The following is a 13,750-nucleotide window of genomic DNA, read 5'->3' as shown; positions in this document are numbered from 1 at the left end:
TCGAAACAGATGGTGAACCCGAGCCTTCACCCTCGACCTCGGTGGAGATCAAGAGTGACCTGCCCGACATGTTGCTCCTACCGGCCCTGGCGTGCGGCCGTCCGCTCGGCAAGGATCTCCCGATGCGCGAGAGCAAGACGTTCGGCCTGATCGCCCGAGGCGGGCTCGTCTGCTACGCGGTCGTGCACCTGCTCGTCGCCTGGCTCGCGGCTCAGGTCGCGCTCGGTGACAAGGCGAAGGCGGACAAGGCGGGCGCACTGCAAATGGTGGTCGCCGAGGGCGGCGCGTGGCTGCTGTGGGTGATCGCCGCCGGTCTCGCCGTCCTGGCGTTGTGGCAGCTCAGCGAGGCGATCACCGGGCATCGGCACGTCAAAGCGCGGCGGCGGACCGTGCGCCGGATCGTCAGCGCCATCGAGGTCGTGCTGTACGGCCTCGTGTCCTACAGCGCGGTGAAGACCGCCGTCGCGGGCGCCGACGACGGGCAAGGCTCACTCGTCGCCGGGATCCTCGCGGAGTCCTACGGCCAGGCCCTGGTCACGACCGCCGGGATCACCGTCGTCGCGGTGGCGGTGTTCCTCGCCCAGCGCGGCTTCCGGAAGACCTTCGTGCGGGAACTCGACTTCGGCGGCGCGTCCGGGCCGACCCGCACCACGACGATCCGGCTCGGGCAGATCGGCTGGATCGCGCTCTCCGCCGCGTACGGCACCATCGGTGTGCTGACGGTCGTCGCCGCGGTCACCTTCGACCCCGCCAAGGCGAGCGGGCTCGACGTGGCCCTGAAGACGCTCGTCGCTCAGCCCTACGGCGTTCCGATGCTCCTTACGCTCGCGGCGGGAATCGCCGCGTTCGGCGCCTTCGCGCTGCTGGACGCGCGTTTCCGGAAGATCTGACCTGCCCGGCGAACCGACCTGTGGCACCGTGAACGACGTCTGGAGGTCGTGATGGCAGGTGTGGTCGGATTGATCCGTGAGCAGGGCGAGGACGAACGTCAGGCGCGGATCGTCGAAGTGCTGGTGGAGGCCTTCGAGGACCTCATGCGCGCGGACGCCGACGCGTTCCGCCGCAAGTTCCGCAAGATGGCTGCCGCCCCGTTCGCCTTCTACCGGGGCTCGGCGTGCCTGTTCTACGCGGACATGGCGCACGAGGACGATCCGTGGGCGAACGCCGAAACCAGTCGCGTGTGGATCCAGGGCGACCTGCACGCCGAGAACTTCGGCAGCTACATGGATTCTTCGGGGACACTGGTGTTCGACGTCAACGACTTCGACGAGGCGTACCTCGGCTGCTTCACCTGGGACCTCAAACGGCTCGCCGCCAGTGTCGCGCTGCTGGCGTGGAGCAAGGCGATCTCGGACGACGACATCCAGACGCTGATCGGCACCTACCTGCGCGCCTACGTCAAACAGGTCCGCGAGTACGCCGAGCGGCCCGGCGACGAACTCGTCCGCCTCCAGCTGGACAGCACCGAGGGCGTCCTGCACCAGGTCCTCCTGAGAGCCCGGCTCAAGACCCGGATCGATCTGCTCGACGAACTGACCACTGTGGAGGACTACGACCGCAGGTTCCGGCACGGGCCCGGTGTCCGGGTCCTCGAGAAGGCCGAGCACGAGATCGCGACCAAGGCCTTCGAGTCCTATTTGGACACCATTCCGGAGAACAAGCGGTTCGGCAGCATCACCTACCGGGTCAAGGACATCGTCGGCCGGACCGGATTCGGCATCGGCTCCGCCGGGCTGCCCGCGTACAACATCCTCGTCGAAGGCCGCACCCAGGCACTCGAGAACGACGTCGTCCTCTCCATGAAGCAGGGAAACGTCGCCGCGCCGAGCCGCATCGTGTCCGAAGAGAGCATCCGCGGCTACTTCACCAACGAGGGGCACCGGACCGCCGTCTCGCAGCGCGCGTTGCAGGCGCACGCGGATCCCTGGCTGGGGTACACGGAGATCGACGGGACCGGGTTCGTCGTCTCGGAGCTCTCGCCTTACGTCGACGACCTGGACTGGTCGGATCTGACCGAGCCGTCGGAGATGGGGCCGGTCCTCGACTACCTCGGCCGGGCCACCGCGAAGATGCACTGTGTGTCCGATTCGGACTCCGAGCAGACCCTCGTCGATTTCCAGAGCGAAGCGGCCATCGCCGCGGTGATCGGCGACCGCGAGGAGGAGTTCGTCCGCACGCTGACCGAGTTCGGGATGGCCTATGCCGAGCAGTCACGAGACGACCACCGGTTGTTCGTGGACGCTTTCCGCGGCGGGAAGATCCCCGCCGTCCGGCCTGCCGCGGAGGGCTGACCGGACGACGGGGAACGCGTTACTCGCGGAGACCGATCGCTTCGATCGGCTTCGACCGCAGCGCCACGCGGGTGGCGAGACCGAGCGACAGGACGCCGAGCAGGATCGCCCCGGCGATGACCCCGCCGAAGACGGTGATCGTGCCGGACGGCAGCGGTGTGCCGCGCAGGCCGAGGTTCAGCAGTACCAGCGGAACCCCCGCCACCACGGTCCCCAGCAGCGCCGCGACACCGACGGTCGTCAGCGCTTCGAAGCGCATCATCCGCACGACCTGGCGTTTCGTCGTGCCGATCAGGCGCAGGAGCGCGAACTCCCGGGAACGCTGCGCCGTGCTCATCACCAGGGTGTTCGCCACGGAGATCACGACATAGCCGAGGATCACGCCGACCGCGACCAGGTTCACGTAGAACTGGGCCTGCTGCTGCCCGCCGGCGGGGGCGGCCACCGCCGACCCCGGTGTCACGGCGAGTCCCGGGTAGCGGGTCGCGAGATCGTTCAGCGCGGCGGTCACGGTGGCGGCGTCCGCGTCGGGCTGCTGTCGCACCAGCACCGCGTCGTCCAGCCGATCGCCGGTGTGCGCCCTGGCGAGGTCGGCGGGCAGCACGTAGCGGCCGAAAGCCTGGTCGCGGGTGTAGGTGGCGACCAGCCGCAGTTTGGCCGGAGCGCCGTCACCGAAGTAGAACTCGACCTCGTCGCCGATCTTCTTCTCGTACCAGCCTGCTTCCGATTCGCTCATCGCGACGGTGTTCCCGGTCAGGTCGGTGATCTTGCCCGACACCACGCCCAGCTCGAGGTTCCCGCGGATCTGCGCGCCGTCCAGTCCCTGCGCCGGGTACCGCTCGACGCGCAGGCTGTCCTGTTCCTGCACCGTGTTGATCACCTCGGTGCGGACGACCGAGGTCGCGGCGGCGACGCCGGGGATCCGCCGCGCCGCCTCGGCGACCTCCGGCGAGAGCCCGCCCGTGCCGCCGGCGAGCACATGGTCCGCGGTGGTCGACGCGACGGTCTCCTCCTGTCGCGCGGCGGCCGCGGAGGTCTGGCTGTAGAACATCGTCAACGCGAACGAGACCGCCAGCATCACCGGTGTCACCGCGGCGGCGAGGCGGCGCGCGTTGGTCTGGTTGTTCGCCGCGGCCAGGTAACCGCTGATCCGCGACGTCCGGTTGAGCACCGGCGCGAGCAGCCGCGTCATCACCGCGACCACCTTCGGGCCGAGCACGGCCAGCCCGATCACGATGATCAATGACGAACTCCCCGAAGCCGCGAGGCCCGCGTCGCCGCTGAGGAAGATCGGGACCATCGATCCACCGAGACCTGCCACCACCAGCGCACAGCCGATGAGGACACGGACACGCCCGAGTTCGCGCCGCTCCACCGCGGCCTCGCCGAGTGCCTCCACCGGCCGGATCGACGACGGGCGCCGCGACGCCGACCAGGCGGCCAGGCGCGCCGTGCCGAGGCCGAGCGCCAGCGCGGCGACGAGCGGGATCGGGCTGATCGCCAGTTCGAAGTCCGGCGGGATCACCCCGATGGCCCCGAACGCGTTCCTCAGCCCGAATCCGACGGCCACACCGAGTCCGCTGCCCAGTACCCCGGCGACCATCGCGACGATCATCGTCTCGGCGCCGATGAGCTTGCGGATCTGCTGGGGGGTCGCCGCGATCGCCCGCAGCAACGCGAACTCCCGGCGACGCTGGTTGATGACCAGCGCCAGCGTGCTGGCCACGACGAACACCGCGATGAGAAGCGCGAAGCCGCCGAACGAGCCGGCCAGCGCCATCAGCAGCATCCTGGTCTGGCTGACGTCGAGGAACTCGACCGTGCTGCGCTCGACCCCCGTCGTCACCGTCACCTTGTCGGTACCGATCGCGTCGCGGATCCGGTCGGCGAGGTCGCCCGGCGTGACACCCGGGTCCGCCAGCACACCGATCGCGTGCGCCTGTCCGGGTGTCCCGGCGAGTTCGGCGGCCTTCTCCGCCGAGAAGAACACCGCGGATTGCCGGGCGAGGCCGTCGCCCGACTTCGGGGCGGCGATACCGGAGACCCGGAACTCCACCGGCGCCGAGCGGACGGCGATCTTCACCCGCTGACCGGCCGACACCCCGCTCCGCGACGCCAGGTCCGCGTCCAGGACGACCTCGTCGGCGCCCGCGGGCGCCCGGCCGTCACGCAGTGAAAACGGCGCCAGCGGCGCGGCGTCCCAGTTGTGGCCCAGCGACTGGCCGCCTTCGGGACCGTTCAGCGTCCGGCCGTCGGCCGTCACCACGGTGGCCGGGAAGCTCTGCTCCGCCACCACACCGCGGACGCCCGGCACCGCGGAGATCGTCCCGGCCAGGCTCACCGGCACCGAAGCCTGCTCGGCGACCTGCTGGGTCTCGAGCGGACCGGCGCCAGGCGGGTCGACCTTCTGCTGACCGCCGACGACGACCGCCGCGTCCGCGTACCGCTGTGTCGGGACACCCGCGCGCAGGCCGGATTCCATCAGGATGCCGCAACCGGCGACCAGCGCCGTCCCGCAGAGGATCGCGACGAACGCGCCGACGAAACCACTCAAGCGGGTCTTGATCGTCTGCCAAGCCAAATCCCACATGACGTCACCACTCCCCGAGGTGGGTCATGCGCTCGGCGACCCGCTCCGGGGTCGGCTGCGGGAGATGGCCCGCCAGCTTGCCGTCGGCGAGGAACAGCACGCCGTGCGCGGCCGAAGCCGCGACCGGATCGTGGGTGACCATCAGCACGGTCTGGCCCATGCTGTCCACAATGGAGCGAAGCAGATCGAGGACCTGGCGCGCGGTGCGCGTGTCCAGTGCCCCGGTCGGTTCGTCGGCGAGGACGACCTCGGGCCGGGTGATCAGCGCGCGGGCGATCGCGACCCGCTGCTGCTGGCCGCCGGAGAGCTCCGACGGGCGGTGTTCGAGCCGCTTCGCGATCCCGACCCCTTCGACGATCTCACGCAGCCACTGCGGATCCGGCTTCTTCCCGGCCAGCCGCATCGGCAGCGTGATGTTCTGCAGCACGTTCAAGGACGGCAACAGGTTGTAGGCCTGGAAGATGAACCCGATCCGGGTCCGCCGCAGCTCGGTGAGCGCTTTCTCACGCAGCCTGTTCAGCTCCGTGTCCCCCAGCAGCACCCGGCCGGAACTCGGCTTGTCCAGGCCCGCCGCGCAGTGCAGGAAGGTGCTCTTGCCCGATCCCGACGGTCCCATCACCGCGGTGAACGAGCCCTTGCGCACCTCGACGGTCACCCCGTTCAAGGCCGTGACCGCGCCGTCACCGGATCCGTAGACCTTGCTCACGGATTCCAGCGCCAAGGCGCGTGTGCCCCCTGAATTCATCATTTCCCCTTAACCGGTGGTGATCTCTCTCGATGAAACCTACGGCCGTCGAGGGCCCGGATCGATCCCGCGTGAGGGAAGACTCGTGGTGGTGCTGGCACCACCATGACGCCGGTCACGGCGACGGGACCGACGGACGGCGAGCGGTGTGCCCGTTCACCTTCTCCAGCGCGTGCGCGATCTCCAGCGCGCGCAGGTCGGCGTGACGCGCCGTGACCACCTGCACCCCGACCGGCAGCCCTTCGCCGGTGAAGCCCGCCGGGACGGCGGTCGCCGGGCATTCCGTGGCGGAGATCAGGTAAGCCGCCCGCATCCAGTGCAGGTAATCCTCCACTTCGGACCCGCCCACCGTCTTCGGGTACTCCAGTGCCGCGTCGAACGGAAGTGCCTGGCTGGCGGGAAGAACGAGGGCGTCCACAGTGGTGAAATAGGCGCGGACCCGGTGGAAGAGTTCGGTGCGCAGCCGGATGGCCGTGGCGACGTCCGCTCCGGTGAGCGCCCGTCCTTTCGCGACATTCCAGTGGATGGCCTGCTTCACTTTGTCCGGTTCGCCGTCGACGAGGTCACCGACCCCTTGCGCGTAGTTCAGGGCGCGGAAGGTCTGGAAGACCTCCTCGGCCCCGGTCAGGTCGAGACAGCCGGAGACGACTTCGGCGCCGAGGCCGCGCAGGACGTCCACCTGGGCTTCCACGATCGCCGCGACCTCGGCGTCGACAGGCACCCGGCCGTCCAGATCGGGTGAGACCGCGATCCGCAGGCCGTCCAGCCGGGCCGGCAAGCCGGCCGCGAAGACGGCGCCGGATTCGGGCAACGACAGCGGCGCGCGCTCGTCCGGGCCCGCCTGTACGGACAGCAGGAGGGCCGCGTCGGCGACCGTGCGCCCCATCGGGCCTTGGACGCCGAGGGTGAACCAGGCGTCCTTCGCAGGCCATGCCGGGACCCGCCCCGGACTCGGGCGGTGGCCGACGACGTTGCAGAACGAGGCCGGATTCCGCAGCGATCCGCCCATGTCGCTGCCGTCGGCCAGCGACGTCAGCCCCGCCGCGAGCGCGGCCGCGGCGCCTCCGCTCGAACCGCCCGCGGAGCGGTCCGGCGCGTAAGGATTGCGGGTCAGGCCGAAGACCGGGTTGAAGGTGTGCGAACCCGCGCCGAACTCGGGAACGTTCGTCTTGCCGAAGACGATCGCTCCCGCCGCCCGCATCCGGGCGACGACGAGCTCATCCGCTTCGGGCACGTTGTCCTCGAACGCGGGCGAGCCGAAGGTGGTGCGCATCCCGGCGGTCGCGTGGAGATCCTTCACGGCGAGCGGAAGCCCGTGCAGGGGCCCGAGCGGCCGGCCCGCCGCGTGCGCTTCGTCGGCCGCCGCGGCGGCGGCACGCGCGCTCTCCTCGTCGATGCTGACCACGGCGTTCAGCCTCGGGTTCAGCGCCGCCACGCGGTCGAGGGTGGCGGCGAGCAGTTCCCTCGCCGACAACTCGCCGGTGGCGAGCATCCGGGCCTGGGTGGTGGCGGGCAGATCGTTGATCGCGCTCACGCGCGGACCTCCTCGATATCGGTGGCTCGGTAGGGAAAACCTTCAGTCCGGCAGCGGGTTCCTCCACTAGGCGCGGCACGTGGAGCTTCCTACGTTGGGACGAACGTTGCCGGGGAGGGGCGCAACGCCGACCGTCCGTCACCGTTCAAGGAAGAGCGCATGACAGCATCCACCGCTCCATCCAAGACCACCTCCGCCCAGACCCGCAGGCTCGCGATCGGCGCGGGCGCCGGAACCTCGCTGGAGTTCTTCGACTTCTCGATCTACACGGTCGCTTCCGCGCTGGTCTTCCCCAAGGTGTTCTTCTCCGGAGACACCGACCCTTGGTTCGCCTCGTTCATGAGCCTGACGACCTACACGATCGGCTACGTCGTCGCACCGCTCGGCGCGATCGTGATGGGCTGGGTGGGCGACCGCTACGGCCGCCGCCGCGCCATGCTCATCACCTTCTACCTCATGGGCGCCGCCACCGTCCTGATGGGACTCCTGCCCGGCTACGCCACGCTCGGTGTGGCCGCGCCGCTGCTGCTCGTCCTGTTGCGGCTGGTGCACGGCTTCTCGCGCGGCGGTGAACTGGGCGGGGCCTCGGTGCTCGCCGTGGAGCACGCGCCGCCATCGCGGCGGGCGGCGTTCGGCGCGTTCGTCGCACTGGGATCACCGCTGGGCGCACTCCTGGCGAACCTCGCGTTCGTGGTGATCTTCTACTTGCCGCAGGGCGTCATCACCAGCTGGGGCTGGCGGATCCCGTTCATCGCGGGCGCGGTCGTCCTGGCCATCGGTGTCTGGGCGCGGCGTGCCCTTGAGGAATCGCCCGTGTTCCACGAACTCGCGGCCAGCAAACTGGACAAGAAGATCGTCAAACTCCCGATCTGGAACGTCATCCGCGACAACTGCGGCAAACTGCTGCTCGCGGCGGGCGCGAACACCGGCCTCAACGGCGTCATGTTCGTCCTGGCCGGATTCATGCTCTCCTATGCCGCCGGCCCGGCGCCGAAGGGCCTCGGCCTGGACATCCAGGACGTGCTGTGGTGCACCTTGCCCGGCCTCGCGCTCCACGCGGTCACGGTCGTGATCGGCGCCCGGCTCTCCGACAAGCTGGGCCGCAAACCCGTGATGCTCGCCTCGGCCGTCGCGGTACTGGCCTACATGTTCCTCTGTTCCCCATCGCGCGGATCGGCACGCTGGCCGCCTGGACGCTGGCCATCGCCATCGGTTTCGCCCTCACCGGGTTCCTGTTCGGCCCGCTGATCACCTACTTGACGGAGCTGTTCACGCCCGAACAACGGCAGTCCGGCGCCGGGCTGGCCTACCAGCTGGGCGCGGTGCTCGGCGGCGGCCTCGCGCCGTCGGTGGCGAACCGGCTCATCGAATGGACCGGCACTTCGACGTCGGTCGGCTACTACCTCGCGGGCGGGATGGCATTGACCCTCGTCTGCCTGCTGGCCCTTCCCGAAACCGCACCAGTGAGGACCCGCCGATGAACGACGAACTCACCGAACTGCGCCACCGCGTCGAGGTACTGGAGGCCGAGGCCGAGATCCGCCGGATCCAGGCCCGCTACATGTTCCTCTGCGACACGCCGTGCCCGGAGTACGGCGTCACCGGCGACGACCACCGCATCGACCTGATCCTCGAGCTGTACGCGGAGGACGCCGTCTGGGAGGGCGTCGGCGAGCACTACGACGGGCAGTTCGGGCGCGCGGCGGGCAAGGACCGGATCCGGGCGCATTTCGCACGATTCTGGGATGAGAAGCGGGATCCGGCGCTGGTCCTCAACGCCCACTACCTGACGTCGGAGCAGATCCACGTCGACGGGGGCCGGGCCGAGGGGCAATGGATCCACGTCCAGCCGTGGCTGTACGCCGACGGCACGGGACTCCTGCGATCCAGCAGGCTCAACAACGCGTTCCGGCGCCACGACGGCCGCTGGCTCATCACCCGCCCGCGCACCGAGAACGTCTTCATCGCCCCGCTGCCCGGCGGTTTCGCTTCGGACTTCCCGGCGTCGTCAGTGCTGATGGCGCCGGGCTCAGTGCCCGGTCCGTGAAGGCCCCCCTTCCCTCGGCTCAGCCGAGGAAACTCGACCTTCACACCTCACGAAGTACATGAAGGCCCCCATCCTTGCGCCTAGGTACAGGAAGGGGGCCTTCATGTACTTCCGGCGGGCAAGGGCCTCGCGTGTCTTGGCGACCTACTGCCGATGCGCGTGTCGTCCAGTCCATCACGGGACATCGCCGGGCAGGCTCGTGAGTGGTAAGGACGGTTCTAACCGTCCTTACCACTCACGAGGCCGAATCGCGCCTAGACGGTGACCTGGTGTTGCAGGACGTCGCGCACCAGCGTGCCGAGGCTCTCCGATTCGGTCTTGGCCTTGATCCGGGCCCGGTGCACATCGACGGTCTTCACGCTCGTGCCCAGCCGGCGCGCGATCAGCTGGCTGGGCAGACCGTCGATCACCAGCCGCAGCACCTCCCGCTCGCGCGGGGTCAGGGTCCCGATCCGCTCGATGACGGCTTTGCGGCATGCGGCCGCCGAGAACCGCTCCGACGCGACCACCAGCTGCGCCTGGACGACCTCCAGCATCCGCTGCGGCTCGTAGGGTTTCTCGAGGAAGTCCACGGCGCCCAGCCGCAGCGCCCGCACCGACATCGGGATGTCGCCGTGCGCGGAGCAGAAGATCACCGGGGCCGGGAATTCGCGCGCGACGAGCTTCTCCTGCAGTTGCAACCCGCTGAGCCCCGGCATCCGGACGTCGATGATCAGCACACTCGGCTCGCCGGGATCGAACTCCTCCAGGAACGTCGGCCCGTCCGGGTAGACGAGCGCCTGGATGCCGACGCTCTCCAGCAGGAACACCAGGGATTGGCGGATGGCCTCGTCGTCGTCGACGATGTAGACCACCGGCGACGTCTCGCCGCCGGATGCGGAATCGGTGGTGACCATGGAGAGCTCCTTACCATGAATCCCCGGCGAGCACCCGCTCCACCCAGCACGCATGCCCGAGCAGTTCGGCGTCGCCGCCGTGACGACCGACCAGTTGCAGCCCGAGCGGCAGGCCCGCCGCGTCGGTGAACCCGGGCAGAGCGATCACGGGCAGGCCGAGAGCCTGCCAGCCCCGGCTCAGCACGGGATTCCCGGTCGCGTCCAGCCCTCGCGGCGCCGCGCCGGGCGCGGCCGGGCCGAGCACGACGTCGTAGGAACCGAACACCTCGGCGAGCCGGAGCGCGCCGTCGGCGATCACCGCGCGGGCGCTTTCGTACTCCTCGGACGAAGTCGCGGCGCCGGTCCGGAGCAGGTGCGCCAAGGGAGCGCTCAACCGCTCGGCCACGGCGAGCTCGGCGGCCCTTTCGCGGGCCGACTCGTAGGCCATCACCACCGGATGCGCGCCGGTGAGATCGGCCACCAGCCGCTCGTCGAGGAAAGCCGAGACCGTCGCCCCAGCTTCCCGCAGACGCTTCGCCGCTTGTGTCACGGCGTGCCGCATCGGCGCTTCGACGACGTCGAGCGCGTCGGCCGACCACACCAGGATCCGCGGCGGCCGAACGGGAGCGGGTTCGCCGGTCAACGCGGACCAGGCGATCGCGAGGTCGGAGACCGTGGCCGCGAAGACGCCGTGGCTGTCCAGGCTGGAGCTCAGCCCCGTCACCCCGGTGACCGGGTACCGGCCATGGCTCATCACCAGCGAGGCGACCCCGCAGTATGACGCCGGCCTCGTGACCGATCCGGCGGTCTGCGAGCCCAGCGCCAGCGGGACCTGCCCGGACGCGACGGCGGCGGCCGATCCGCTCGACGAGCCGCCCGGGGTGTGACCGGGAGCCGTGGGATTACGGGTCGGGCCAGGGGCGAAGAACGCGAACTCGGTGGTGACCGTCTTCCCGAGCGGCACGGCGCCGGCCGCGCGCCACGCGGTCACGATCGTCGCGTCCGAAGTCGCCGGAGCGGCCTCCGCGCGCAGCGCCGAACCGCAGCGGGTGGGCACGCCCGCCACATCGATGATGTCCTTGACCCCGAGTGGCACGCCCGCGCCCGGCAGGAAGCCCGCCCGATCGACCCAGGCGTGCAGATCCGCTTCCGTCTCGGCGATCCGGCGCAGTGCGCGCTGGTAAGCATCCTCCGGAGTGGTCCGCCCCTCTCGCAGATCCCGGACGAGTTCCCGCAGCGACCACGGGCGCGCGAGCCTCACTGCTCCACCCACGCGGCATCCGCTTCCCAGTAGTCCACACCGCCGGCGCTCACCCCGTGCCGCCACTACGAGGTACGCCTCAACAGGGGCTCGACCCGCGCGGTCACCTCGTCGGCGGCGTCGGGGCCGTCGGCCGGTGCCTGCCAGTGGACCCAGTCCAGCTCACGGCCCTCGGCGTCGTGCACGAACAGGTCCACATGGCGCCAGCCGTATCCGTGGGTGTCGTTGTAACACATCAAAGTGGTGCGCTCGCTCATGGCGCGATCCGGTGGAATTCGCGCCGGAAGTAGGCGAGCCCGCCGGCGTCCTCGTTCACGAAGACGTCCTCGACCTCGACGAAGAGCACGGTGTGGGTGCCCTGGGTGAACTCGGCGCCGACCTCTCCGATGAGGACGGCGGCCGCGTCGCGGACGACGGGGATGCGGAACCGGTCGTGATCCCAGACCTCGAACCGGAACCGGTCGAGCATCGGCACGTCCGTCGCACCGGCGAACTGCAGGGCGAGGTCCTTGTGCTGGGGCGCCAGGACGTTGATGGCCATCCGCCCGTTGGTACGGAAGATGTCGTGCGTGTAGCTCGACTGGTTGACGCACACCAGCAGGGTCGGTGGCGTGTCGGTGACCGAGCACACCGCGCTCACCGTGATGCCGGCGCGGCCGCTGACGCCGTCGGTGGTGACGATGTTGACAGCCGTCGAAAGGTTCGCCATCGCCGCGCGAAACCGTCGCTGGGTGGTGGTCAGCTCATCGGGCATACCTCGACGCTAGAGCCGTGGCCGAAACCGGCGATATCCCGAGTTCCACCGCGCCGCCTGAGGATTTCCCTTACGTGGCCAGCGGCAGCGCGAACCCGAACCGGGAGCCACCGCCTTCACGCCGCTCGGCCCAGATGCTTCCGTGCTGCCGGGTGATGATGCGATGGCTCAGCGCCAGCCCGATACCGCTGCCGCCGGGTTTGCTGGTGAACGACTCGGCGAACGGGTCTCTGGCGATACCGCGGCCGTGATCGTCGACGGTGAGGACGCCGACGCCCTCCTTGGCGCGGGTGCCCACCGTGATCCGCCGTCGCACGGGTTCGCATTCCGCGGTCTCGTCGATCGCGTTGAGGCACAGGTTCATCACCACCTGACCGGTGAGGACGCGTTCGCACCGCACCGGCACAGGCGCCGGATCGAGCCGGATCTGGACGTCCACGGCGTGCGGCGCGGCGCTCAGCTCGATGAAGTACAGGCACTCCCGGACGATCTCGTTCAGGTCGACCATCTGCTCGACCTGTTCCAGATGCCCGACGAAGGACCGCAGTGAACCGACGATCTCCTTCGCCCGGTCGATCTGGCGGGCGACGCTGTCCAGGCCGTAGCCCATCTGCTCCCGGACGTCGCCGCCGGTCGCCATCGTGGCGGCACGCGCGCGGATGCCCGCGATGAAGTTCGCGGCGGCGGCCAGCGGCTGGCCGAGTTCGTGCGCGATCGCCATCGCCATGTCCCCCATGGCGTTGTAGCGGGCCAGATAGTTCTCGTGCCGCAGTTCCAGCTCTCGCCGCGCTTCGCCACGCACCCGCTCGGAGACGTCGTGCAGGATCATCAGATACGCGTCGACCTCGGACTCCGACAGCCGCTCCAGGCTCCCTTCCAGCCAGGTCGCGTTCTCCCCCGGCAACTCCAGCTGCACCGGCCCGACCGGATCCGCGCCGGCCACCACCTCGGTCCAGCGCACCGGCCTGCCGCCCAGATGCAGCCGCGCGTACGCGGTCAGCGGCTCCCCGGCCACTCGATCGTCGTCACCGGTCAGGCCGAGGAAGGTCAGCGCGCTGTCCGTGGCGAACCGCACCGCTCCGGCGGCGTCGAGCATGAACGCCACGGTCGAGGTGTGCCGCGCCAGCGCGTCGACGTACGACGTCGTCAGCTTCAGCTCCCGTTCGACCTCCTCGGCGCGCTGGATGTCGCGGAACTGGACCATCACCGCGGGTCCCCGCTCCAGCTCGACCCGGATGGCCACCGCGTCGGTGGGGATCACGCGGCCGGATTTGCTCCGGTAGTGCCACACGATGCGGCTCGAACCGTGGTCGACCGCGGCCTGGAGCCAGGCACGCCCGATGACGCGGTCGTACTGCTGCGCGGAACTGCTCATGTGGTCGGCCTTGAGCGGGCGCAGCTCCGAAAGGCTGAATTCGAGCATCTCGCACGCGGCGGGATTGGCCCACAGGATGTTCTTGGTCGCCGCGTCGTGGACGAGCACGCACACCTTCGAGGCGTTCATCATCGCCACGAAGTCGCCGGTGGCCAGCTCGGGCGCGATCGGATCGACCTGCACGGCCTCAGCATAGGAGTTCGCCATCGGGCGGCCCGGTAAGGATTTCCCCTACCGCCCTGCGTGGGATTCCCCCGCCACCGGCAGGCAATGACCAA

The 13,750-nt window shown here is 69.8% G+C and carries 13 protein-coding genes; 5 read left to right on the top strand and 8 right to left on the bottom strand.

Annotated elements, in window-relative coordinates; genetic code table 11:
* Positions 1–41: 41 nt before the first annotated feature.
* Complete coding sequence (locus tag BLW75_RS02750) at positions 42–890, top strand: DUF1206 domain-containing protein (protein ID WP_034318826.1); 849 nt, start codon at positions 42–44, stop codon at positions 888–890.
* 51 nt (positions 891–941) lie between these two features.
* Positions 942–2,291 (top strand): DUF2252 domain-containing protein, encoded by a 1,350-nt coding sequence (locus BLW75_RS02745; RefSeq protein ID WP_034318828.1) that lies wholly within the window; start codon positions 942–944, stop codon positions 2,289–2,291.
* A 19-nt stretch (positions 2,292–2,310) separates the two neighbouring features.
* Here BLW75_RS02745 and BLW75_RS02740 read toward each other — a convergent pair whose 3' ends face one another.
* From BLW75_RS02740 to BLW75_RS02730, 3 genes are all read right to left on the bottom strand, one after another.
* Positions 2,311–4,881 carry an FtsX-like permease family protein gene (locus tag BLW75_RS02740; protein WP_091596637.1) on the bottom strand — a complete coding sequence of 857 codons (2,571 nt, stop codon included), beginning with the start codon at positions 4,879–4,881 and terminating at the stop codon, positions 2,311–2,313.
* 4 nt (positions 4,882–4,885) lie between these two features.
* Positions 4,886–5,626 (bottom strand): ABC transporter ATP-binding protein, encoded by a 741-nt coding sequence (locus BLW75_RS02735; RefSeq protein ID WP_034319075.1) that lies wholly within the window; start codon positions 5,624–5,626, stop codon positions 4,886–4,888.
* Between the two features lie 115 nt (positions 5,627–5,741).
* Entirely contained in the window at positions 5,742–7,160 is a 1,419-nt protein-coding gene (locus BLW75_RS02730; RefSeq protein WP_034318830.1) for an amidase, read from the bottom strand.
* Positions 7,161–7,319: 159 nt separating this feature from the next.
* Between BLW75_RS02730 and BLW75_RS02725 the strand changes: the two genes are divergently transcribed.
* The 3 genes from BLW75_RS02725 to BLW75_RS02720 are packed head-to-tail and all read left to right on the top strand — an operon-like array spanning position 7,320 to position 9,207.
* Positions 7,320–8,408: an MFS transporter gene (locus tag BLW75_RS02725; RefSeq protein ID WP_241783920.1), complete on the top strand. Its 1,089-nt coding sequence runs from the start codon at positions 7,320–7,322 to the stop codon at positions 8,406–8,408.
* 8 nt (positions 8,409–8,416) lie between these two features.
* On the top strand, positions 8,417–8,641 hold the full coding sequence (locus tag BLW75_RS43370) for a hypothetical protein (RefSeq protein ID WP_241783922.1): 225 nt from the start codon (positions 8,417–8,419) through the stop codon (positions 8,639–8,641).
* Positions 8,638–9,207 carry a nuclear transport factor 2 family protein gene (locus BLW75_RS02720; RefSeq protein ID WP_034318832.1) on the top strand — a complete coding sequence of 190 codons (570 nt, stop codon included), beginning with the start codon at positions 8,638–8,640 and terminating at the stop codon, positions 9,205–9,207. Before BLW75_RS43370 ends, BLW75_RS02720 begins: the two co-directional genes overlap by 4 nt.
* A 254-nt stretch (positions 9,208–9,461) precedes the next feature.
* On the opposite strand, the gene BLW75_RS02715 is transcribed toward BLW75_RS02720, so the two are convergent.
* The 5 genes from BLW75_RS02715 to BLW75_RS02695 form a co-directional block, all read right to left on the bottom strand.
* Positions 9,462–10,103 (bottom strand): response regulator transcription factor, encoded by a 642-nt coding sequence (locus BLW75_RS02715; RefSeq protein ID WP_034318835.1) that lies wholly within the window; start codon positions 10,101–10,103, stop codon positions 9,462–9,464.
* A gap of 10 nt (positions 10,104–10,113) precedes the next feature.
* A complete protein-coding gene (locus BLW75_RS02710) occupies positions 10,114–11,355 on the bottom strand; it encodes an amidase (protein ID WP_241783924.1) in 1,242 nt (413 codons plus the stop codon).
* Between the two features lie 53 nt (positions 11,356–11,408).
* The gene (locus BLW75_RS02705; protein WP_241783926.1) at positions 11,409–11,600 is read right to left on the bottom strand and encodes a hypothetical protein; all 192 of its coding nucleotides are present in this window, start codon (positions 11,598–11,600) and stop codon (positions 11,409–11,411) included.
* Complete coding sequence (locus tag BLW75_RS02700; RefSeq protein WP_034318840.1) at positions 11,597–12,097, bottom strand: flavin reductase; 501 nt, start codon at positions 12,095–12,097, stop codon at positions 11,597–11,599. The genes BLW75_RS02705 and BLW75_RS02700 overlap by 4 nt, the downstream gene beginning before the upstream one ends.
* 70 nt (positions 12,098–12,167) lie before the next feature.
* Positions 12,168–13,655 (bottom strand): PAS domain-containing sensor histidine kinase, encoded by a 1,488-nt coding sequence (locus BLW75_RS02695; protein WP_034319077.1) that lies wholly within the window; start codon positions 13,653–13,655, stop codon positions 12,168–12,170.
* Positions 13,656–13,750 lie beyond the last annotated feature (95 nt).

The sequence above is a fragment of the Amycolatopsis lurida genome, assembly GCF_900105055.1.
GTDB classification, from domain to species: domain Bacteria; phylum Actinomycetota; class Actinomycetes; order Mycobacteriales; family Pseudonocardiaceae; genus Amycolatopsis; species Amycolatopsis lurida.
The sequence above is the reverse complement of the archived record's forward strand: the minus strand, read 5'-3'. Positions and strand labels throughout refer to the sequence as shown.